Source organism: Paraburkholderia madseniana (assembly GCF_009690905.1).
In the GTDB taxonomy this organism is placed as follows: Bacteria; Pseudomonadota; Gammaproteobacteria; order Burkholderiales; family Burkholderiaceae; genus Paraburkholderia; species Paraburkholderia madseniana.
The window spans coordinates 1-21,236 of sequence record NZ_VOSW01000026.1 but is presented as its reverse complement, the minus strand read 5'-3'; the positions used below and the strand labels follow the sequence as shown (position 1 = coordinate 21,236).

General features: G+C 62.5%; 17 protein-coding genes. 1 reads left to right on the top strand and 16 read right to left on the bottom strand.

Translation table 11 applies throughout. The features are described from left to right. Window positions 1-8: 8 nt before the first annotated feature. The 16 genes from FSO04_RS15490 to FSO04_RS15415 all read right to left on the bottom strand — a co-directional run bounded on the left by FSO04_RS15490 (window position 9) and on the right by FSO04_RS15415 (window position 20,330). Complete coding sequence (locus FSO04_RS15490; protein ID WP_168435697.1) at window positions 9-2,444, bottom strand: 3-hydroxyacyl-CoA dehydrogenase/enoyl-CoA hydratase family protein; 2,436 nt, start codon at window positions 2,442-2,444, stop codon at window positions 9-11. 124 nt (window positions 2,445-2,568) lie between these two features. Beyond that, on the bottom strand, window positions 2,569-4,356 hold the full coding sequence (locus FSO04_RS15485; protein ID WP_154560524.1) for an acyl-CoA dehydrogenase C-terminal domain-containing protein: 1,788 nt from the start codon (window positions 4,354-4,356) through the stop codon (window positions 2,569-2,571). 97 nt (window positions 4,357-4,453) lie between these two features. Beyond that, window positions 4,454-5,053 (bottom strand): TetR/AcrR family transcriptional regulator, encoded by a 600-nt coding sequence (locus FSO04_RS15480; RefSeq protein ID WP_046566835.1) that lies wholly within the window; start codon window positions 5,051-5,053, stop codon window positions 4,454-4,456. Between the two features lie 226 nt (window positions 5,054-5,279). Continuing rightward, entirely contained in the window at window positions 5,280-6,539 is a 1,260-nt protein-coding gene (clsB, locus tag FSO04_RS15475) for a cardiolipin synthase ClsB (RefSeq protein ID WP_168435696.1), read from the bottom strand. After that, window positions 6,536-7,036, bottom strand: a complete 501-nt coding sequence (nudB, locus tag FSO04_RS15470; RefSeq protein WP_154560591.1) for a dihydroneopterin triphosphate diphosphatase — start codon at window positions 7,034-7,036, stop codon at window positions 6,536-6,538. The genes clsB and nudB overlap by 4 nt, the downstream gene beginning before the upstream one ends. Before the next feature lie 168 nt (window positions 7,037-7,204). After that, window positions 7,205-9,004 (bottom strand): aspartate--tRNA ligase, encoded by a 1,800-nt coding sequence (aspS, locus tag FSO04_RS15465; protein WP_154560523.1) that lies wholly within the window; start codon window positions 9,002-9,004, stop codon window positions 7,205-7,207. 63 nt (window positions 9,005-9,067) lie between these two features. Continuing rightward, entirely contained in the window at window positions 9,068-9,721 is a 654-nt protein-coding gene (locus tag FSO04_RS15460) for a DUF502 domain-containing protein (RefSeq protein ID WP_093646478.1), read from the bottom strand. Between the two features lie 75 nt (window positions 9,722-9,796). Continuing rightward, on the bottom strand, window positions 9,797-10,192 hold the full coding sequence (locus tag FSO04_RS15455) for an FmdB family zinc ribbon protein (protein ID WP_154560522.1): 396 nt from the start codon (window positions 10,190-10,192) through the stop codon (window positions 9,797-9,799). A gap of 181 nt (window positions 10,193-10,373) precedes the next feature. Then, window positions 10,374-10,997 carry a methyltransferase domain-containing protein gene (locus tag FSO04_RS15450; RefSeq protein WP_154560521.1) on the bottom strand — a complete coding sequence of 208 codons (624 nt, stop codon included), beginning with the start codon at window positions 10,995-10,997 and terminating at the stop codon, window positions 10,374-10,376. A gap of 29 nt (window positions 10,998-11,026) precedes the next feature. Then, entirely contained in the window at window positions 11,027-12,604 is a 1,578-nt protein-coding gene (gene ubiB, locus FSO04_RS15445; protein ID WP_154560520.1) for a ubiquinone biosynthesis regulatory protein kinase UbiB, read from the bottom strand. A 15-nt stretch (window positions 12,605-12,619) separates the two neighbouring features. Next, on the bottom strand, window positions 12,620-13,264 hold the full coding sequence (locus tag FSO04_RS15440; RefSeq protein ID WP_154560519.1) for a ubiquinone biosynthesis accessory factor UbiJ: 645 nt from the start codon (window positions 13,262-13,264) through the stop codon (window positions 12,620-12,622). Window positions 13,265-13,417: 153 nt separating this feature from the next. After that, the gene (locus FSO04_RS15435) at window positions 13,418-14,410 is read right to left on the bottom strand and encodes a Tim44 domain-containing protein (protein ID WP_154560518.1); all 993 of its coding nucleotides are present in this window, start codon (window positions 14,408-14,410) and stop codon (window positions 13,418-13,420) included. Between the two features lie 38 nt (window positions 14,411-14,448). Continuing rightward, entirely contained in the window at window positions 14,449-15,180 is a 732-nt protein-coding gene (gene ubiE / locus FSO04_RS15430; protein WP_093646467.1) for a bifunctional demethylmenaquinone methyltransferase/2-methoxy-6-polyprenyl-1,4-benzoquinol methylase UbiE, read from the bottom strand. A gap of 67 nt (window positions 15,181-15,247) precedes the next feature. Continuing rightward, entirely contained in the window at window positions 15,248-15,661 is a 414-nt protein-coding gene (locus tag FSO04_RS15425; RefSeq protein WP_154560517.1) for a gamma-butyrobetaine hydroxylase family protein, read from the bottom strand. A 111-nt stretch (window positions 15,662-15,772) separates the two neighbouring features. Next, a complete protein-coding gene (locus FSO04_RS15420) occupies window positions 15,773-16,201 on the bottom strand; it encodes an HIT family protein (RefSeq protein ID WP_154560516.1) in 429 nt (142 codons plus the stop codon). Between the two features lie 34 nt (window positions 16,202-16,235). After that, window positions 16,236-20,330 (bottom strand): DUF3683 domain-containing protein, encoded by a 4,095-nt coding sequence (locus FSO04_RS15415; protein ID WP_154560515.1) that lies wholly within the window; start codon window positions 20,328-20,330, stop codon window positions 16,236-16,238. Between the two features lie 515 nt (window positions 20,331-20,845). On the opposite strand from FSO04_RS15415, the gene FSO04_RS15410 reads away from it, so the two are divergent. After that, on the top strand, window positions 20,846-21,236 hold a 391-nt coding region (locus FSO04_RS15410), incomplete at its 3' end, for a pyridoxal-phosphate dependent enzyme (protein ID WP_154560514.1).

Sequence of the window (21,236 nt, the reverse complement as noted above, 5' to 3'; positions counted from 1 at the left end):
CTCCTCGCTTAGTTGCGCACCGGCTTGCCGGTTTGCAGCATGCCCATGATCCGTTCCTGCGTCTTTTGCGTGCCGAGCAGATCGACGAACGCTTGACGCTCTAGTTTGAGCAGCCATTCTTCGTCGACGAGGCTGCCCGCTTCCACGTCACCACCACACACCGCTTCCGCGATGCGGCTGGCGATCAGGTAGTCGTGCTCGCTGATGAAACGGCCGTCGCGCATGTTGACGAGCGATGCCTTGATGGTTGCGATCGCCGAGCGGCCGGCCACCGGCACCTGCGTGACACGCAGCGGCGGACGGTATCCCGCGGCGGACAGCGCGCGCGCTTCCTTCTTCGCGATGTCGAGCAGTTCGAACACGTTGAAGACGATCGTGTCGGACGGCTTCAGATAGCCCATTGCGCGGGCGTCGAGCGCCGAGGCCGAAACCTTCGCCATTGCCGCGTTTTCGAACGACTTCTGCACGAACTTCAGCAGGTCGTTGGTCGCGCCGGCTGCTGTCGCGGCTTCCGCCGCGCGCAGTGCCGCTTCCTTCAGACCGCCGCCCGCCGGCACCAGACCCACGCCGACTTCCACCAGGCCGATATAGCTTTCGATGTGCGCGACACGCTTCGCGCTATGCAGCGCCAGCTCGCAGCCGCCGCCGAGCGCGATGCCCGACACAGCCGAGATGACCGGCACGTTCGCGTACTTCACGCGCAGCATGCCTTGCTGGAATTTCTTCACGAACGGCTCGATGCCCTTCGCGCCGCCCATCATGAACGCGGGCATGGCTTCTTCGAGGTTCGCACCTGCGGAGAACGGGCCGCCCGGCGTGCCGAGTTTCAGCGACGTCGGCTGCCACACGACCAGACCCTTGTAGTCCTTCTCGGCCAGTTCGATGGCTTGCGTCAGACCGTCGATCACCGACGGTCCGATCGTGTTCATCTTGCTCTTGAACGACACGATCAGGACGTCGTTCTCGCCAGCACGGTCGTCGACCCACGCGCGCACGGCGTCGGTTTCGAACAGCGTCTTGCCGTAGGTCTTCGGATCAGCCGACGTTTCGCCAACCAGCGGTGCGCGGAACACCTGCTTGTCGTAGACCGACAGCGACGAACGCGGCACAAAAGTCTTCGAAGCCGGCGACCACGAACCTTCGTTCGTATGCACGCCGCCCTTCTCAGCAACCGGACCTTCCAGCACCCACGACGGCAGCGGCGCGTTCGACAACGCCTTGCCTGCCGCGATGTCTTCCTGCACCCATTCGGCGACCTGCTTCCAGCCGGCCGTCTGCCAGCCTTCGAACGGACCTTCGTTCCAGCCGAAGCCCCAGCGGATGGCCAGATCGACGTCACGTGCGTTGTCAGCGATCGATTCCAGATGCACGCCGATGTAGTGATACACGTCGCGGAAAATCGACCAGAGGAATTGCGCTTGCGGATGCTCCGATTCGCGCAGGAGCTTCAGACGCTCTGCCGGCGGGCGCTTCAGAATGCGGCCGACCAGTTCGTCGGCCTTCGCGCCGCCGTCGACATACGTGCCCGTCTTCGGGTCGAGCACCTTGATCGCCTTGCCTTCCTTCTTGTAGAAGCCGCCGCCGGTCTTCTGACCGAGCGCGCCCTTCTTCACCAGTTCAGCCAGCACGGCCGGCGTTTCGTAGACCGGGAAGAACGGGTCGTCCTTCAACGTGTCCTGCATCGTCTTGATGACGTGCGCCATCGTGTCGAGGCCGACCACGTCAGCCGTGCGGAACGTTGCCGACTTCGCGCGGCCCAGACGTGAGCCGGTCAGGTCGTCCACTTCGTCGAAACGCAGACCGAACTTTGCGGCTTCGGTAATCACGGCGAGGATCGAGAAAATACCGACGCGGTTGGCGATGAAGTTCGGCGTGTCTTTCGCGCGCACGACGCCCTTGCCGACCACGCTCGTCAGGAACGATTCGAGTTGGTCGAGGATTTCCGGACGCGTCGTTGCGGTCGGGATCAGTTCGACCAGGTGCATGTAGCGCGGCGGATTGAAGAAGTGCACGCCGCAGAAACGCGCCTTCAGTTCATCCGAGAAACCGTTCGACAGTTCCGTGATCGACAGACCCGACGTATTGGTCGCGAAGATCGCATTCGGTGCGATATGCGGCGACACCTTCTTGTACAGGTCGTGCTTCCAGTCCATGCGTTCGGCGATCGCTTCGATCACGAGGTCGCACTCGGCGAGCTTCTCGATGTCGTCGTCGTAATTCGCGGGCTGGATGTATTGCGCGTCGTCCTTCACGCCGAACGGCGCGGGCGACAGCTTCTTCAGATTCTCGATCGCCTTCAGGGCAATCGCGTTCTTCGGGCCTTCTTTTGCAGGCAGGTCGAACAGCAGCACGGGCACCTTGGCGTTGATCAGGTGCGCTGCGATCTGCGCGCCCATCACGCCGGCGCCGAGCACGGCTACCTTGCGAATGATCAGATTGCTCACGTCGTTCCTCCGGGGAGTTATGCGGTGTCGCGAAGGTGTCTCTTATGTTTCGCGATGTGTGACTTGTGGCGGTGGAAGGCGCCACGCCTCTTGAGGGCGTGGCGCTTGCCGTGAAGTGTGTGTCTTAGAACAGCGACTCTTCGACGTCCATCATCGACTTCGAACCGGCGCGTGCCTGACGGATCGTCATGGCCGTTTCCGGCAGCAGCTTCGCGAAGTAGAAGCGTGCGGTCGCGAGCTTGGCCTTGTAGAACGGATCGCCCGATGCTTCGTTGTCCAGCGCGATACGTGCCATGCGCGCCCAGAAGTACGAGAACACCAGGTGGCCCACGGTACGCAGATACGGCACGGCGGCAGCGCCGACTTCGTCCGGGTTCTGCATGGCCTTCATGCCGATTTCCATCGTCAGCTTCTGCACCTTGTCACCGATGTCGGCGAGCGGGTTGATGAACTCCTGCATTTCCGGTTTCACGCCTTCGGCTTCGACGAAATCCGACACCAGCTTGCCGAACTTCTTCATCTTCGCGCCCATGTCGCCGAGAATCTTGCGGCCGAGCAGGTCGAGCGCCTGAATCGCGTTGGTGCCTTCGTAGATCATGTTGATACGCGCGTCGCGCACGTATTGCTCCATGCCCCACTCGGTGATGAAGCCGTGGCCGCCGTAGATCTGCATGGCGTGGTTGGTGCTCTCGAACGCGTTGTCCGAGAGGAATGCCTTCAGGATCGGCGTGAGCAGCGCGACCAGATCCGCGGCTTCCTTGCGCACCGATTCGTCGGCGTGCGACAGTTCCTTGTCGATGTGCAGCGCGGACCAGTACGAGAACGCGCGCGCGCCTTCGGCGTAGGCCTTCTGCGTGAGCAGCATGCGGCGCACATCCGGATGCACGATGATCGGGTCGGCGGCTTTTTCCGGCGCCTTCGGGCCGGTCAGCGAGCGCATTTGCAGACGCTCTTTCGCGTACACCAGCGAGTTCTGATAGCCGATTTCGGTCAGGCCCAGGCTCTGCATGCCAACGCCCAGACGCGCGGCGTTCATCATCACGAACATCGCGTTCAAGCCTTTGTTCGGCTCACCGACCAGCCAGCCCTTCGCGTTGTCCAGATTGATCACCGCGGTCGCGTTGCCGTGAATGCCCATCTTGTGTTCGATGGAACCGCACTTCACGCCGTTGCGCTCGCCCGGTTCGCCCGCTTCGTTCGGCACGAACTTCGGCACGATGAAGAGCGAGATGCCCTTGGTGCCCTTCGGCGCATCCGGCAGACGCGCGAGCACCAGGTGAACGATGTTCTCCGCGAGATCGTGTTCGCCGCTGGAGATGAAAATCTTCGTGCCACTGATCGCGTACGAGCCGTCGCTGTTCGGTTCGGCCTTGGTGCGCAGGATGCCGAGGTCGGTGCCGCAGTGCGGCTCGGTCAGACACATCGTGCCGGTCCAGACGCCCGCAACCAGCTTCGGCAGGTAACGTTGCTGCAGTTCCGGTGTGCCGTGCGCATGCAGACATTCGTACGCGCCGTGCGACAGGCCCGGGTACATCGTCCACGCCTGGTTCGCCGAGTTCAGCATTTCATACAGCGCGTTGTTGACGAACGCGGGCAGGCCCTGGCCGCCGTAGTCCGGATCGCAGCCGAGTGCCGGCCAGCCGGCTTCCACGTATTGCTTGTAGGCTTCCTTGAAGCCCTTCGGCGTGGTCACGACGCCGTCGCCGACATACGTGCAGCCTTCCTGGTCGCCGCTGTGATTGAGCGGGAACAGCACTTCGGAGCAGAACTTGCCGGCCTCTTCGAGCACGGCGTTGATCGTGTCCGCATCGAGATCCGCGTGCTTCGGCATCTGCTTGATCTCGGCTTCGACGTTAAGCAGCTCGTGCAACACGAATTGCATGTCGCGCAGCGGCGCGGCGTACTGTCCCATGACTCTCTCCCAAGTTTGACAAGGAGCGAGGCCGTTAGCTGAGTCCGTGGATCGGATCTTTCAGCGCCGCTGAATCTGCTTGATTTCGGCGGCTCTGCTAACGGCTTTCGCTCTGATACGAAACAATCAATTTTTCCAGCGCGGCCCACGTCAGACGCACTGCGTCCGGCAGATGCAGGAAGCGCGCGTCGTGATGCAGGCCGAGCGTGAAGCTGTACAGTTCGAACAGCATCAGCTGCGGATCGGTATCAGCGCGCAGATGCCCTTCTTCCATCGCCTGCGAAATTGCCCGCGTGAGCGCCGCACGCCAGATCGTTACACTCGACACCAGTTGTTCACGCACCGGGTTGTCCCCGCGGTCGTCGTACTCGACGGCGCCGCTGATGTAGATGCACCCCGTGGTGACTTCCTGAATGCGTTTCTCGATCCAGCGGGAAATCATCGCGCGCAAGCGCGGCAATCCACGAGGCTCACGCAAACTCGGGAAAAACACCTCGTCTTCGAAACGACGGTGGTATTCGCGCACGACTTCGACCTGCAAATCCTCGCGCGACCCGAAATGCGCGAACACACCGCTTTTGCTCATCTGCATGCGCTCGGCCAGCAATCCAATCGTCAGACCTTCCAGTCCGTCGCGGCTTGCCAGATCAAGTGCTGCTTCGAGAATCGCGACTCGTGTTTGTTCGCCTTTTCGCATAGCTTTTTACCGTTCTAATGTGACCGAAAGAAAATCGAACGGCCGTACTATTATTGTGTGCGACCGTCCGCGAAACAAGGACTTTATTAGAAACCGGTTTCTAACCCGGCTTCAATTCTGCGGCATCCGTCAATCAGAGGAAGGAGATTTTTTAGAGGCGTTTGCCTTCTTTTTGTCCCTTTCATTGACGCTGTGCCCTTGCCGTTATGTGCGAGGTGTCGATGAGCTAGTCATAGCCACCCACCGTTAATAGCTTCATTACCGCCCGATAGGTCGTGTAGGCAAGCCAGTTGAGCAAGCGCTCGCCCGCCGGACGGGCATCATAGCGCGCCTCGTCGATCCGGCGCGATTCCTTGAACGCGGCGACGATCGCTTCGCGCAGCGCGCCGATCGACGGGTCGTTCACCAGCACCACGTTGGCTTCGTTGTTGAGCATCAGGCTCAACGCGTCGAGGTTCGACGAGCCGACCGTCCCCCAGTTCGAATCCACCACCGCGACCTTGCCGTGCAGCATGGTTTTCTCGTACTCGGCGATCTGCACGCCGGCTTTGAGCAGCGCACGATACAGGAACGGCACGGCGTAATCGAGCGCCTTGAACTCCTTGCGCCCGATGATGAGCTTCACGTCGACGCCGCGCCGCGCCGCGAACACCAGCGCGCGCCGCAGCTTGCGGCCCGGCATAAAGTACGGGTTGGCCAGCAAGACTTCGCTGCGGGCCTGGCCGATCGCGGTCAGATACGCCTTTTCGATGGCGCGGCGGTTGATCAGGTTGTCGCGCGCGACGAAGGCCACGCATGGCAGCCCGCCGGCCCAGAGCGCCTCGTTGCGATTGCGGCGCCGGCGGCGCAGCGTGCCGAGCGACGCCATGGTCTTCGGCCCGAGATCAGGCCCGAGCGAATCCAGGGGCCGATGCCCGAGATGGATCCGCCGCCATTGCACCTCGAACGCCTGGCGGATATCGGCGACCACCGGCCCCTGCAATTCCACCGTGAAATCCCAGCGCCGGTAAGGCAGCTTCTCGCCGTTGTTCTCGTAATCGTCGACGATGTTGATGCCGCCGCAGTAGCCGAACTGATCGTCCACCACCGCGATCTTGCGGTGCGTACGCGAGAAGCCGAAACGCCCGAACAGATGCGGGTTGTAGATACGATGGTCGATGCCAGTGAGCGGCCATTCGTTGAACATCGGCAGGCGCTCGGTGCCGATGCCGTCGGTAATCACGCGCACCTTCACGCCGCGCGAGGCTGCGCGCAGCAAAGCCGCGCTGACGGCCCGGCCCGCGCTGTCGTCACAGAAAATATAGGTTTCGAGAACCACGTCGCTTTGCGCCGCGTCGATGCGCTCGATCAGCGTGGCGAAGTACTCTTCGCCGGAACGCAGCAGCTTGACCTCGTTGCCGCTGGTGAAGCGGTAGCGCTGCCAGTAGCGGCGGCCGAGCAGCGCTTGCCGGAGTCGCGCGAAACGGCGCGCGCCGCCGACGCTCACCGGGCACGCTCCTCGGGCTGGCCATTCAGGCGCCCAGCGAGCCGTTTCGGCAATTGCAGGATCGCGTCGGCATTCGACGACGAAAAGCAGCGCGAGGCCGCCTCTTCATAGGGCAGCCACAGGAACGCGGTGTGCTCGCGCGGCGCGAGCGTCACTTCGAGCTGCTCGGGCACTTCCAGACTGAACCAGTGCTCGGTGTTGTGGATCACGCCCTCGGCATAGCGATGCCGGAACTGAGGGTAGATCTCATAGTCGATCGAGTACTGCCAGTCGAACAACGCACTGTGCGGCACGAGCGTACTGCCGATCACGATGCCGGTTTCCTCCGCCACCTCGCGCGTCGCCGTCTCGACAAAGGGTTCATCGATCTGGTCTTTCGAGCCGGTCACCGATTGCCAGAAATCTGCATGATCGGCACGCCGGATCAACAGCACGTCGAGCGCGGGCGTATGGATGACGACGAGTACGGATTGCGGGATCTTCGGCGGTTTCGGCATGGCGTAAAGACTGGGCGCAACGCTTGCGCGGTACATGTCGGCGAATGGTCCAATAAGCGGTCGAGACCGGTTGCTGCGACTGTAACGCAAAAAACGAAAAAGGCGCATCACGCGCCTTTTTCGTTTGCTTCCAGCTGTCGTTTTCAGACAGCGTTAGTTCGATCCCGCTTAGACCTTCGGTTCCGGCTGACGCAGACGGATGTGCAACTCGCGCAACTGGCGCTCGTCCACTTCGCTCGGCGCCTGCGTGAGCAGACACTGCGCGCGTTGCGTCTTCGGGAACGCGATCACGTCGCGGATCGAATCGGCGCCGGCCATCATCGTGATGATGCGGTCCAGACCGAATGCGATACCGCCGTGCGGCGGCGCGCCGTATTGCAGCGCGTCGAGCAGGAAACCGAACTTGGCTTGCGCTTCTTCCGCGCCGATCTTCAGCGCGCGGAACACCTGGCTCTGCACTTCTTCACGGTGAATACGCACCGAACCGCCGCCGATTTCCCAGCCGTTCAGCACCATGTCGTAGGCCTTGGCGAGGCAGCGCGCCGGATCCGTTTCCAGATACTCGAGGTGCTCGTCCTTCGGGCTCGTGAACGGGTGATGCGCGGCGACGTAGCGGTTGTCTTCCTCGTCGTACTCGAACATCGGGAAGTCGATCACCCACAACGGCTTCCAGCCGGATTCGACCAGGCCGTTGGCCTTGCCGAATTCCGAATGACCGATCTTCAGACGCAGCGCGCCCAGGCTGTCGTTCACCACCTTCGCGCGATCCGCCGCGAAGAAAATGATGTCGCCGTCTTGCGCGCCGGTGCGCTCGATGATCGCCTTGACCGCTTCGTCGTGCAGGTTCTTGACGATCGGGCTTTGCAGACCGTCACGGCCCTTCGCCACTTCGTTGACCTTGATCCACGCGAGGCCCTTCGCGCCGTAGATGCGCACGAATTCCGTGTAGCTGTCGATATCGCCACGCGAGAGCTCGCCGCCCTTCGGCACGCGGATCGCCGCGACGCGACCGTCTTTCGTGTTGGCCGGCGTGCTGAACACCTTGAAGTCGACGTCTTTAACCGCGTCCGTCAGGTCGGTAAATTCGAGCTTCACGCGCAGATCCGGCTTGTCCGAACCGAAACGGCGCATCGCTTCCGAATACTCCATGACCGGGAATTTCTCGGCCAGTTCGACGCCGATCGTTTCCTTGAACACGTGACGGATCATCGCTTCGAACAGATCGCGGATTTCCTGTTCCGACAGGAACGAGGTTTCACAGTCGATCTGCGTGAATTCCGGCTGACGGTCAGCGCGCAGGTCTTCGTCGCGGAAGCACTTGACGATCTGGTAGTAGCGATCGAAGTTAGCGACCATCAGCAGCTGCTTGAACAGCTGCGGCGATTGCGGCAATGCGAAGAACTGACCCGGGTTGGTACGCGACGGCACGAGGTAATCGCGCGCGCCTTCCGGCGTGCTCTTGGTGAGCATCGGCGTTTCGATGTCGATGAAGCCCAGCGAGTCCAGATACTTGCGCACTTCGATCGCGACGCGGTAACGCAGACGCAGGTTGTGCTGCATCTGCGGACGGCGCAGGTCGAGCACACGGTGCGTGAGGCGCGTGGTTTCCGACAGGTTGTCGTCGTCGAGCTGGAACGGCGGCGTGATCGACGGGTTCAGCACGATCAGCTCGTGGCACAGCACTTCGATCTTGCCGCTCTTCAGCGAGGCGTTCGTGGTGCCTTCCGGGCGGGCGCGAACCACGCCCTTGATCTGCAGGCAGAACTCGTTCCGGACGCCTTCGGCAGTCTTGAACATTTCCGCGCGATCCGGATCGCAGACGACCTGAACGAGGCCTTCGCGGTCACGCAGGTCGATGAAGATGACGCCGCCATGGTCACGGCGGCGGCTTACCCAACCGCACAGCGAGACGGGTTGGCCCAGCAGTTCTTCGGTCACCAGACCGCAGTATTCAGATCTCATCGACATGATGTTTGTCTTTCGTTTTGCATTGGTTGGACGGCGCGCGGCGATAAACGCTGCGCGCCGGCATTACAGCGGAGGCTCGACTGTCGTGCGGCGCACCGGCGCCGGCGGCGCGGACGGCGCCACGACGCCCATCGAGACGATGTACTTGAGCGCAGCGTCGACCGTCATGTCGAGTTCGATCACTTCGCTCTTGGGCACCATCAGGAAGAAGCCGGACGTTGGATTCGGCGTAGTCGGCACATACACGCTGACGTAATCTTCTTTCAGGTGATTGACCACGTCGCCGCCCGGAATGCCGGTCAGAAACGCAATCGTATAGGAACCGCGGCGCGGGTACTCGATCAGGAGCGCCTTGCGAAACGCATTGCCGCTGCTCGACAACAAGGTGTCCGACACCTGTTTGACGCTGGTGTAGAGCGGGCCGACCACCGGAATGTGAGCGACCACGACTTCCCACCACTTCACGAGCTTCTGCCCGATGAAGTTTTGCGTCAACAGCCCGACGACAAAGATGAACGCCAGCGTCAGCACCGCGCCGAGGCCCGGCAAACGGAAGCCGAGCGCGCGCTCCGGCTGCCATGAGGTCGGCAGCAACAATAGCGTCTGGTCCATCGTGCCGATGATCAGGCCGAGCACCCACAGTGTGATAGCCAGAGGCACCAGCACCAGCAGGCCAGTCAGGAACACCGATTTGAGCGTCGTTTTTTTCGTCGTCATGTGTACCGCCAGAAAGCCGCGCAAGCCGATACCCGACGCGCGGCGTGTGCGCCGCCCATAAGGGCGGCCATGCTACTAGGCGCTGCCGGAACCGCTCGAACTGGCCGAAGCGGCGGGTGGGGCAGCAGGCGTGGCGGCTGCGGCAGGCGTTGCGGCGGCGGCCGTGCCGTTGGCCGGAGCCGTGTCGGAATTCGCCGCGCCGCCGTTCCCGGCTGCAGCGTTTTCGCCCGAATTCGCATTCGAGCCGCCGTTCGCGTCGGGCTTGGCCGGCGCGCTCGCGCCGCCGTTACCGCCGCGGAAATCGGTCACATACCAGCCGGAGCCCTTCAACTGGAAACCGGCTGCTGTCACCTGCTTGCGAAAGGTGTCTTTCCCGCACTCGGGACACTGCGTCAACTGGGGGTCGCTCATCTTCTGAAGCACGTCCTTCCCGAAGCCGCATGACTCGCAACGATAAGCGTAGATCGGCATGAACTTTTCCCTACTGAAATCTTGTAAACGCTTGCAAAGCCTTGAATTATAGCCGCATATGGCTAGTCACCCGCGATTTTCGGGGACAAACGCCAGGCGCAGCCGCGGTTCACGTAAATGGGGGCGGCCGCTATCGAATCAAGTGCGGCCCGAGCCGCCGTCAAACGCGGCGGCGACGCGCTCAAGCACGACGGCGCCAGCTCATCCAGCGCTCATGGCCAGCAAAGACGGGAATCGAGTCGTTCACGGCTTCATCTTCGATCAGATCGAAGTGCGGCATGAGCAACGCGTCGAGTTCAGCGCGCTCGATGCCGAACGGCGGCCCTTTCGGCGTCGCGCCGATGAAAAAGAAACCCGCCAGCAACGCACCAGCCGGCAACAACTCGGCCATCCGTTGCGCGTAGTCTGCACGGCGCTCCACCGGCAACGCACAAAAGAACGCGCGCTCGTAGATCCATGCCGGCGTGAACGGCGGTTCGTACGTGAAGAAGTCAGCCTGTTCGACCAGTTGCTCATGCTGCGCACCCAATTGCTTGTGCGCTGCCGCCACGGCAGCCGGCGAGAAATCGATCGCCCGGACTGGATTGCCTAGTTGCGCCAGCCAGAGCGCCTCGTAGGCACTGCCGCAGCCGGGAATCAGTACGGCGGCGCCGCTGTGCCGGCCAGCGAATGACTGGAACGCCGACGGCACGCCTGCCTGATCCCACGGCGTGAAATGGCGTTCGAAGCGTTCGTCCCAGAACTCGGGCGAGTTGGGATCGCGGGTCGCGAAGTCGGGTGCGGAAGGCGGGTTCGGGTCGCTCATGAGATGCCTCGTAGGAATCAGGTTCGGGATCACCCGCCGTAGGCGAACGCCAGAAACGCCCGTGCCAGCACCGCGCCGACACCCACCGCCACGCCGAATAGCAGCAAGCCTTGCAGCAGCCGGTTGGTACGCTTCTGCTCGAGCAGAATCTGGCGAATCATGTCGTCGTTCACGCCGCGCGTGTGGTCGTGACGCTGAGCCAGCACGTGATGAATCAGGCGCGGCAACTGCGGCAGTGTCTTGCTCCACTGCGGGGCTTCGATCTTGAGCCGCTCGTACCAGCCGCGTAGACCGATCTGCTCGTTCATCCAGCGTTCGAGATAGGGCTTGGCGGTCTTCCACAAGTCCAGCTCAGGATCGAGCGAACGGCCGAGCCCTTCCACGTTCAGCATGGTTTTTTGCAGCAGCACCAGTTGCGGCTGGATTTCCACGTTGAAGCGGCGCGAAGTCGAGAACAGGCGCATCAGCACCTGGCCGAGCGAAATATCCTTCAACGCGCGGTCGAAATAGGGCTCGCAAACTGCGCGGATCGCGCTTTCCAGTTCTTCGACCCGAGTCGTAGGCGGTACCCAGCCGGACTCCAGATGCAGCGTGGCGACACGGTGGTAGTCACGCTTGAAGAAAGCGAGGAAGTTCTGCGCGAGGTAGTTCTTGTCGAAGTCCGACAGTGCGCCAATGATGCCGAAGTCGAGCGCAATATAGCGGCCGAAGTGCGTCGGATCGAGGCTCACCTGAATGTTGCCCGGGTGCATGTCGGCGTGGAAAAAACCATCGCGGAACACCTGGGTGAAGAAAATCTCGACGCCTTCGCGCGCCAGCTTCGGAATATCGACACCGGCTGCGCGCAGCGTCTCCACCTGGCTGATCGGCACACCGACCATGCGCTCCATCACCAGCACGGTGGGCGTGCAGAACTCCCAGTACATCTCCGGCACCAGCAGCAGATCGAGCCCGGCGAAGTTGCGGCGCAGTTGACTGCCGTTCGCCGCTTCCCGCATCAGATCGAGTTCGTCGTGCAGATACTTGTCGAATTCGGCGACCACCTCGCGCGGCTTCAGGCGCTTGCCGTCGGCCCATAAACGCTCGGCCCAGACGGCGATGTCGCGCAGCAAGGCCAGGTCGGAATCGATCACCGGCAACATGTTCGGCCGCAGCACCTTCACGGCGACCGACTTGCCCGCGTGCTGCCCTGCTTTCACCTTGGCAAAGTGAACCTGCGCGATCGACGCGCTCGCCACCGGCACCCGCTCGAAATCGTCGAACAGCACGTCGACCGGTGCGCCGAGCGACTTCTCGACCAGCCCGATCGCCACCGCCGAATCGAACGGCGGCACTTGATCCTGCAGCTTGGCCAGCTCATTGGCAATATCGACCGGCAGCAGATCGCGCCGCGTGGACAGCACCTGGCCGAACTTGACGAAGATCGGCCCGAGGCTTTCGAGCGCGAGCCGCAAACGCACACCCGGAGGTGCTTCGAACTTGCGGCCGATGGTAGTGATACGCAGCAGCAGACGCACACGCCGGTCGTTGACGCGGCTGAGCATCATCTCGTCGAGACCGAAGCGGATGACCGTAAAGAAAATCTTGAGGAAACGCAGAAAACGCATAGTTGTGCCCGATGACTAGCGCGTGCCGCGCGACGTAGCGGCGCCGCCCGGCGCATCTGCGCCGCGGGCTTCGACCTTCTGTTCAAGACGCTCGATGCGCTTTTCCACGCGCGCCAAAGCATCGCGGGCACGGGCCAGTTCGACGTTGAAGTCTTCCAACACGGCGCGGCGCACCAGTTGCGGATTTTCGTCGAGCAGATACTCGGCGGCAGTGTCGAGCAGATTGCGCCCGGTACGCCGCGCATGTTCGCCGACCGTGCGCACGACCGACGCGACCCGCCATGCCGGACCGTCGCCGATCAGCTTCGCCAGATCTTCTTCGGGCTCCCAGCGCAGATGCTCGGCGAGCTTGGCGATCACCGTCGCAAACTCGGCGTCGCCTTCGATCTTCACGTGCTTCATCACGGCGGCCTGGCCGCCTTGGATGAAGGCAGGCAGCGCATCGGACGGCACCGAGATGGTCACATCGAACTGTTGCGCATCGGTTTCGTCGACCGCGCCGAGGTAGCCGTCGGGTTGCACCAGCAGCATCAGCACGACTGGCGGACAGGACAGTCTGGCGGTCTTGCCCGCGTAAGGGGCGAGGCGCTCGCGAGCCCACGATTCGCGGGCGAGCAGATGATTGACAGCAGCAGCGAAGGGCTTGGCGGCGAGGGTCATTGAAAGTGGCAAGAAAAAACCCGCGCGGGCGAGGTGCCCGCGCGGGTTCCTATTGTAACGTCCGTTCGCTTCGCGGCCTGCTATGCCGAACGGCCAATGCTTTGTGCAAAGTCAGGGCAAGCAGGGCTGTCTCGGCCCTGCCCCGCTGCTGGCTCAGTGCTGTGCCACCTGCTGAATGCCGGCCAGCAGCCAGCCTTCGCCGGGGCGGTTCGCCTTCGTCAGGTTCCAGACCTCGACGAACGGCTCTGCCGCCGCACCCGCCGATTCGCGGATCAAACCGGAGAAGCGCACGCTGGCGAAGTATTCGGTTGCACGTTCTTCAACACCCAGCAGCTCCGCGTTCAGTTGCACCACGTCGGTCTGATTGGACTCGGCACCGCGCGAGTTCAGATCGACCTTCACTTCCGCGAACATTTCCGGCGTGGTGAATTCGCGGATGTCTTCCGTGTTGCCGACGTCCCATGCGGCTTGCAGGCGTACGAAGTACACCTTCGCGTTGCGCAGGAACGCTTCCGAATCGAAGCCGGCCGGCACTGCCGGGGCAGCGTTGATCGACGGCGTGGTCAGCGGGTTGCCTTGCGGTTCGAGGTACGAGCCGGTGGGCGGAGCGTTGTAACGCGGCTCCTGCGTATAGCCGGTGCCGCCCGCATTCAGAGACGGTGCGCCGCCCGCGTACGCCGGTTGCGACGTATCGCGCTTGCGACCCATGAAGCGGCGGATCAGCCAGATGCCGATCATCGCAATCACCGCGATCACGATGATGTTGGCCATGGCGCCGGCGAACGCGCCGCCCAGACCGAAGTGCGACAACAGGGCCGCGATACCAAGACCAGCGGCAAGACCGGCGATCGGGCCAAGCCAGCGCGAGCGGTTAGGCGCTGCGGCCGGAGTCGGCGCGGGCGCCGGTGCCGGCTGCGCGCGCTGCTGCATGGCCTGATTGCTTTGGGAAGGTTGCGACGGGGTCGACTGTTGCTGAACCGTGTTCGACTGACGGCCGATGCTACGGCCGCCGCCCATGCGGCGGGCTTCCGCATCGAGCGAGGCGAGAGAGCCGGCCATGATCAGACCGACCACCGCGATCAGTCCGATTCTTCTCACCAACGACCTCGAAACCTTACGGGGAGATGACACACCTGAATCGGACATTTTCGTACTTTCCTTTAAAAATCGATGGGTTAGGGACCCTAGTATTTGGTCCCCACATGTAAAGCTACCACGCCAGCTGACAAATTGTAATATTTGACGCCGTCCAGGCCCGCTTGTTCCATCATTGTTTTTAAAGTTTCCTGATCCGGATGCATCCGGATCGATTCCGCGAGGTAGCGGTAGCTCTCGGCGTCTTTCGCAAAGCGGTCGCCGAGCCACGGCAACACCTTAAAAGAATAGACGTCGTAGACCTTTTTTAGCGGATCCCACACCTTCGAGAACTCCAGCACCAGCAGACGGCCTGCCGGCTTCAACACCCGCCGCATCTCGGCGAGCGCCACATCCTTGTGCGTCATGTTGCGCAAGCCGAATGCCACGGTCACCACATCGAAGTAATTGTCCGGAAAGGGGATCTTTTCCGCGTCGCAGAGCAGCGCCGGGGTGATCACGCCCTTGTCCAGCAGGCGGTCGCGGCCCACGCGCAGCATCGATTCGTTGATGTCGGTGTGCCAGACTTCGCCGGTGTCGCCTGCCTGTTTGGCGAACGCTTTCGACAGATCGCCCGTGCCGCCCGCGATATCGAGCACCTTGAAGCCCGGCCGGACGTTGGCCTGGGCGATCGTGAACATCTTCCACGCCCGGTGCAACCCGCCCGACATCAGGTCGTTCATCAAGTCGTAGTTGGAGGCGACCGAGTGGAACACGCCCGCCACCTTCTGCGCTTTTTCCTGTTCGTCGACCGATTGAAAGCCGAAGTGGGTTTTGCTCATCGCGCTCGTCCTTTCGCGTATTCTGAAATGTTGCGCCGCATCAGCGCGGCGACCAGGGCGAATCGTATCAGTGACAGTGCCCGTGCGCAGCACCGGCTGGCGCCATTGGGGCATCGCGGTCGACGCCGGCCGCTGCCAGTTTGGCGAGATAGTCGCGCCAGAGTTCATCCTGACGGACGGCCATGTCGTACAGCAGGTCCCAGGAATAGATGCCGGTGGAATGACCGTCGGAGAAAGTCGGCTGCACCGCATAGTTGCCGACGCCTTCGATCATCGTGATCGTGACGTCGCGTTTACCGGTTTGCAAAGTTTCCTGGCCGGGCCCGTGGCCCATCACTTCCGCCGACGGCGAATACACGCGCAACAATTCGAACGGCAGGCGATACGTTTCGCCGTTTGCGTACTGCAATTCGAGCACGCGCGATTTGGAATGCACGACCACGCCGGTCGGCACCGGGGTATCGGGAGTCAATCCACTCATGATGACCTCATAACAAAAAGCAGAGCAGCCCCAAGCTTTCCGCTCCGCAGGAGGTCCCTTGGGGGATTGGCCCGTCGGGGCACTGGCGCGAAGCGGCTGGTTCGGCGGCGCTCAGCCAAACGCCTGTTCGATTTCTTGCCGCACCGCTTCGCGCAACAGGGTAGCTTGCGCGCGGCGCGACGACAGCATGGCTTCGGACACCGTGCGTTGGCGCGGCGCCCAGATCGGCAGCGGGAAATGAGCGTCGTTCGAAAAACGCGGAATCACATGCCAATGCACGTGCGGCACCTGGTTGCCGAGGCTCGCCAGGTTGACCTTCACCGGCTGGAGAATGCGCCGGATCGCACGCTCGACCGCATACACGGCCTGCATCACGCGATCGCGGTCGGTCTCGGCGAGATCGGAAAACTCAGCGATATGCTTGTTCCAGATCACCCGACAAAAGCCCGGGTAGTCGTGTTCGTCGGCGAGGACGACACGCAGGGTGTCGTCCTGCCACAGCACATCGCCGCCATCTTCACGGCAAAAAACGCAGTCCATCGTCGTCCTCAGGCATAAATCGTCAGTCGTGCCATTAAACCAGCACGCGCTCGATTCCGCCATTGTTCGCCCGCTGGACGTAGTCCGCCATCCAGTCTTCACCTAGCACGTGACGTGCCATCTCGACGACGATGTAGTCCGCCTCGGTGCCCGTGTCTTCGTTGTAGCGCGACAGGCCTTGCAGGCAGGATGGGCAGCTCGTCAGGATCTTCACCTCCGTGGCGCCGTTCGGCTGCGGCCCGTCGCCCGCCTTGAGCACGGAGCCGTTCGGCGCACCCGCCGCGCCGGTCGACGCATTGGCCGCGTTGATCCCATTCGCCCCCACCTCAGCTACGAGAGGAATACCACGGAGCTTCGCTGCGCCCTTGCGCATTTCCTCTTCCTTGCGGAAACGGACTTGCGTCGAAATGTCCGGGCGCGTCACCGCGAGTGTGCCGGATTCGCCACAGCAGCGATCGTTCTTCTCGATCTTGTAGCCGTCGTTCTCCGACCCCATCAGCTGATTGACGAGCTTGACCGGGTCCATCGTCTTGATCGGGGAGTGGCACGGGTCGTGATACATGTAGCGCACGCCGTTCACGCCTTCGAGCTTGATCCCCTTCTCGAGCAGGAACTCGTGGATGTCGATGATCCGGCAGCCCGGGAAGATCTTCTCGAATTCGTAGCCGGCGAGCTGGTCGTAACACGTACCGCACGACACCACCACCGTCTTGATGTCGAGATAGTTCAGCGTATTCGCGACGCGGTGGAACAGCACACGGTTATCCGTGACGATCTGCTCGGCCTTGTCGAACTGGCCCGAGCCGCGCTGCGGGTAGCCGCAGCACAGGTAGCCCGGTGGCAGTACCGTTTGCACGCCCGCTTCCCACAGCATGGCTTGCGTGGCCAGACCGACTTGCGAGAACAGCCGCTCGGAGCCGCAGCCCGGGAAGTAGAACACCGCTTCAGTGTCGGCGGTGGTCGTCTTCGGATTGCGGATGATCGGGACGATCTTGTTGTCCTCGATATCGAGCAAGGCACGCGCTGTTTTCTTCGGCAGATTGCCCGGCATCTTCTTGTTCATGAAGTGGATCACCTGCTGCGTGACCGGCGGCTTGCCGACCGTCGCCGGCGGGTGCGCCGTCTGCTTCTTCGCGAACTTCTTCAGCACGTCGTTGCCGAGACGCTGCGCCTTGTAGCCGATGCCCATCATCGCGGTGCGCGCGAGGTTAATGGTCTGCGGGTTGGTGGCGTTCAGGAAGAACATGCCGGCCGCGTTGCCCGGATTGAACTTCTTCTTGCCCATCTTGCGAAGCAGGTTGCGCATGTTCATCGTCACGTCGCCGAAGTCGATCTTCACCGGGCACGGCGTCACGCATTTGTGACAGACGGTGCAGTGATCGGCGACGTCGTTGAACTCGTCCCAGTGCTTGATCGACACGCCGCGGCGGGTCTGCTCTTCGTACAGGAACGCCTCGACCAGCAAGGAGGTGGCGAGAATCTTGTTGCGCGGGCTGTACAGCAGGTTCGCGCGCGGCACGTGAGTCGCGCACACCGGCTTGCACTTGCCGCAACGCAAACAGTCCTTGATCGACTCGGAAATCGCACCGATATCGGACTGCTGCATGATCAGCGATTCATAACCCATCAGGCCGAAGCTCGGCGTGTAGGCGTTGCGCAAATCGGCGCCTTCGAGCAGCTTGCCTGCGTTGAAGCGGCCATGCGGATCGACGCGCTGCTTATACGCACGGAATTCGCCGATCTCTTCGTCGGTCAGGAATTCGAGCTTGGTAATGCCGATGCCGTGCTCGCCGGAGATCACGCCGTCGAGCGAACGCGCCAGCTTCATGATGCGCGCGACGGCCGTGTGGGCGTCCTGCAGCATCTCGTAGTTGTCGGAGTTGACCGGCAGGTTCGTATGGACGTTGCCGTCGCCCGCGTGCATGTGCAGCGCGACGAACACGCGGCCACGCAGGACCTGCTTGTGGATCGCCTGGGCTTCTTCGAGGATTGGCTTGAATTCGCCGCCGTTGAAGATCTGACGCAACTCGGCCCGGATCTCCGCCTTCCACGACACGCGCACCGTACGGTCTTGCGTGATATGGAACACGGTCGCATCCGGCTGCGCGTCGGCGCGATCGGCAAACTTCTCCGCCAGCCCTTCGTAGCCGAGGCCGACCAGATAGTGCTGCGCCTCGCGCAAGGACAGATCGAGCTTGTCGCGCAGGAATTCCCAGCGCGTGCGCACCTTCTTCAGCATATCGAGCGCCTGCTGCACGCGATCTTCGAGCAACTCCGCGCTCGGGATCTCGTTGGCGTCGTCGCTCTTGCCGAGCGGCAGCTTGCCGCCTTTGAAGAACGCTTCGAGCGCGTCGACCAGTTGCAGCTTGTTTTTTATCGACAGCTCGATATTGATGCGTTCGATGCCGTCGGTGTACTCGCCCATCCGGTTGAGCGGGATCACCACGTCTTCGTTGATCTTGAACGCGTTGGTGTGCTTGGCAATCGCGGCGGTACGGCTGCGGTCGAGCCAGAAACGCTTGCGTGCTTCGGCGTTGACGGCGACGAAACCTTCGCCGCTCTTGCCGTTGGCCATGCGCACGACTTCCGAGGTCGCTTGCGCCACCGCGTCCGCATCGTCGCCGACGATGTCGCCGATCAGCACCATCTTCGGAAACGCGTTGCGCTTGCTCTTGGTCGCATAACCGACCGCGCGCAGATAGCGCTCGTCCAGATGCTCGAGGCCGGCGAGAATCGCGCCGCCCTGCTTCGACGTTTCGAACAGATAGTCTTTGATCTCGACGATGCTCGGAATCGCTTCACGGGCCTGACCGAAGAACTCGAGGCAGACCGTGCGCGTATGCGCCGGCATCTTGTGCAGCACCCAGCGCGCCGACGTGATCAGGCCGTCGCAGCCTTCCTTCTGCACGCCCGGCAGACCGGCCAGGAATTTGTCGGTCACGTCCTTGCCGAGACCTTCCTTACGGAATACGCGGCCCTTGATGTTGAGCGCTTCCGTGCGCAGCAGTTTTTCGCCCGGCGCGTGGTTGCCGTCGAACCACTTCAGCTCGAAACGCGCGACTTCGATGTCGTGAATCTTGCCGAGGTTGTGGTCCAGACGCGTGACTTCGAGCCAGTTCCCTTCCGGGTCGACCATGCGCCACCAGGCGAGGTTGTCGAGCGCCGTGCCCCACAACACCGCTTTCTTGCCGCCCGCGTTCATCGCGACGTTGCCGCCGACGCAGGATGCATCCAGCGAAGTCGGATCGACGGCGAACACGAAGCCGGCCTGCTCGGCCGCTTCGGTCACGCGGCGGGTGACCACGCCCGCACCAGAGAAAATCGTCGCCACCTTGCGCTCGACGCCCGGCAGTTCGGTCATCTCGACCGCGCCAAGTTGTTCGAGCTTTTCGGTGTTGATGACGGCCGAGAACGGCGTGAGCGGCACCGCGCCGCCTGTGTAGCCCGTGCCGCCTCCGCGCGGGATCACCGTCAGACCGAGCTCGAAACATGCCTTGATCATGCCGGCGATCTCGGCCTCGGTATCCGGCGTCAGCACGACGAACGGGTACTCGACGCGCCAGTCGGTCGCGTCGGTCACGTGCGAGACGCGGGACAAGCCGTCGAACTTGATGTTGTCTTTTTCCGTGACGCGGCCCAACACCTTGGTCGCGCGACGGCGCAGATCGAAGGTCTTCTGGAATTCGCTCTCGAAATCGTCGACAGCGCGGCGTGCAGCGGCCACCAGTGTTTCAACGCGGGCGGCCCGATCGATGCCCGCTTCATCGCCGTGCTGGACCAGATCGGCGCGACGGCGCTTCTCGATCTCGCTCAGACGGTGATGCAGCGCCTCGATCAGCAGCGCGCGGCGCTTCGGATTGTCGAGCAGGTCGTCTTGCAGGTAAGGATTGCGGCGTACGACCCAGATGTCGCCGAGCACTTCGTACAGCATCCGTGCCGAGCGGCCGGTGCGGCGTTCCGCGCGCAGTTCGGCCAGGGCCGCCCAGGCTTCGTCGCCGAGCAGACGGATAACGATTTCGCGGTCGGAAAACGACGTGTAGTTATAGGGAATTTCGCGCAGACGCGCTTCGGGATCGGCGGCCACCGCAGTGGCGGCCCCGTGCGGATCGAAAACTTGAGGTGCGTTCATGTTCGGACGACTCGGTGGGTCAACCGGGCGCGCTCATCTCTGTGAGGCGTCGGCGGACGGTGCGCGTGGAGCGCAATGCTGGAAATCTTCTAGGGGAGCGAAGCGCAACCGACGGCCTACCCACATCGGTCGCTTCACGGCGCTCAGAGACTGCTACACGATCGCGCGTGGCGGACGTGACGCTCCGCCGCGGGGCAAGACTCACGCGGGACGGGCATCAAGTGGGCGATCCGAGGCTGCCAGTGCATCTTCCGATCCTTATTCCAAAATGGAATTCTACCCCATGATCCAGCCACGCGTTGGCGCCTGAAATCAGGGTTGTGGCAGGACTTTTGGCGTTTTTGTGCTGAACGGCGCTCGTCAACGCATACGGACGATTCTCCGACCGGACGGTCGGGTTGGACTTTGCCGCCGGCGCGCCGGGATACGTGGAAGGTTCACAGAGGGCCAGCGTGCACACCGTTGGCGCTATCATTGACCCTTTCCCGTCTCGCAAAGCGCACCGCGCCCCCCGCATGGCTTCCCACGACTACCTGAAGAAAACCCTGACCGCGCGCGTCTACGACGTGGCCCGCGAGACCGAACTCGAACGCGCGCCGAATCTGTCGGCACGGCTGCGTAATCCGGTTTATCTGAAGCGTGAGGACAACCAGCCGGTGTTCTCATTCAAGGTGCGCGGCGCGTACAACAAGATGGCGCATATTCCGGCGGATGCGCTGGAACGGGGTGTCATTACCGCGTCGGCGGGCAATCATGCGCAGGGCGTCGCGTTGTCGGCGGCCCGCATGGGGGTGAAGGCGATCATCGTGGTGCCCGTGACGACCCCGCAGGTGAAAGTCGACGCGGTGCGCGCGCATGGCGGGGCGACCGTCGAAGTCGTGCAGTTCGGCGAATCCTATAGCGATG

Bases quoted from the DNA above. Each gene is read 5' to 3' on its own strand.
- FSO04_RS15485 (WP_154560524.1), bottom strand. From the start codon at position 4,356: ATGGGACAGTACGCCGCGCCGCTGCGCGACATGCAATTCGTGTTGCAC.
- FSO04_RS15480 (WP_046566835.1), bottom strand. From the start codon at position 5,053: ATGCGAAAAGGCGAACAAACACGAGTCGCGATTCTCGAAGCAGCACTT.
- nudB (WP_154560591.1), bottom strand. From the start codon at position 7,036: ATGCCGAAACCGCCGAAGATCCCGCAATCCGTACTCGTCGTCATCCAT.
- aspS (WP_154560523.1), bottom strand. From the start codon at position 9,004: ATGTCGATGAGATCTGAATACTGCGGTCTGGTGACCGAAGAACTGCTG.
- FSO04_RS15460 (WP_093646478.1), bottom strand. From the start codon at position 9,721: ATGACGACGAAAAAAACGACGCTCAAATCGGTGTTCCTGACTGGCCTG.
- FSO04_RS15455 (WP_154560522.1), bottom strand. From the start codon at position 10,192: ATGCCGATCTACGCTTATCGTTGCGAGTCATGCGGCTTCGGGAAGGAC.
- FSO04_RS15450 (WP_154560521.1), bottom strand. From the start codon at position 10,997: ATGAGCGACCCGAACCCGCCTTCCGCACCCGACTTCGCGACCCGCGAT.
- ubiB (WP_154560520.1), bottom strand. From the start codon at position 12,604: ATGCGTTTTCTGCGTTTCCTCAAGATTTTCTTTACGGTCATCCGCTTC.
- FSO04_RS15440 (WP_154560519.1), bottom strand. From the start codon at position 13,264: ATGACCCTCGCCGCCAAGCCCTTCGCTGCTGCTGTCAATCATCTGCTC.
- FSO04_RS15435 (WP_154560518.1), bottom strand. From the start codon at position 14,410: ATGTCCGATTCAGGTGTGTCATCTCCCCGTAAGGTTTCGAGGTCGTTG.
- ubiE (WP_093646467.1), bottom strand. From the start codon at position 15,180: ATGAGCAAAACCCACTTCGGCTTTCAATCGGTCGACGAACAGGAAAAA.
- FSO04_RS15425 (WP_154560517.1), bottom strand. From the start codon at position 15,661: ATGAGTGGATTGACTCCCGATACCCCGGTGCCGACCGGCGTGGTCGTG.
- FSO04_RS15420 (WP_154560516.1), bottom strand. From the start codon at position 16,201: ATGGACTGCGTTTTTTGCCGTGAAGATGGCGGCGATGTGCTGTGGCAG.
- FSO04_RS15415 (WP_154560515.1), bottom strand. From the start codon at position 20,330: ATGAACGCACCTCAAGTTTTCGATCCGCACGGGGCCGCCACTGCGGTG.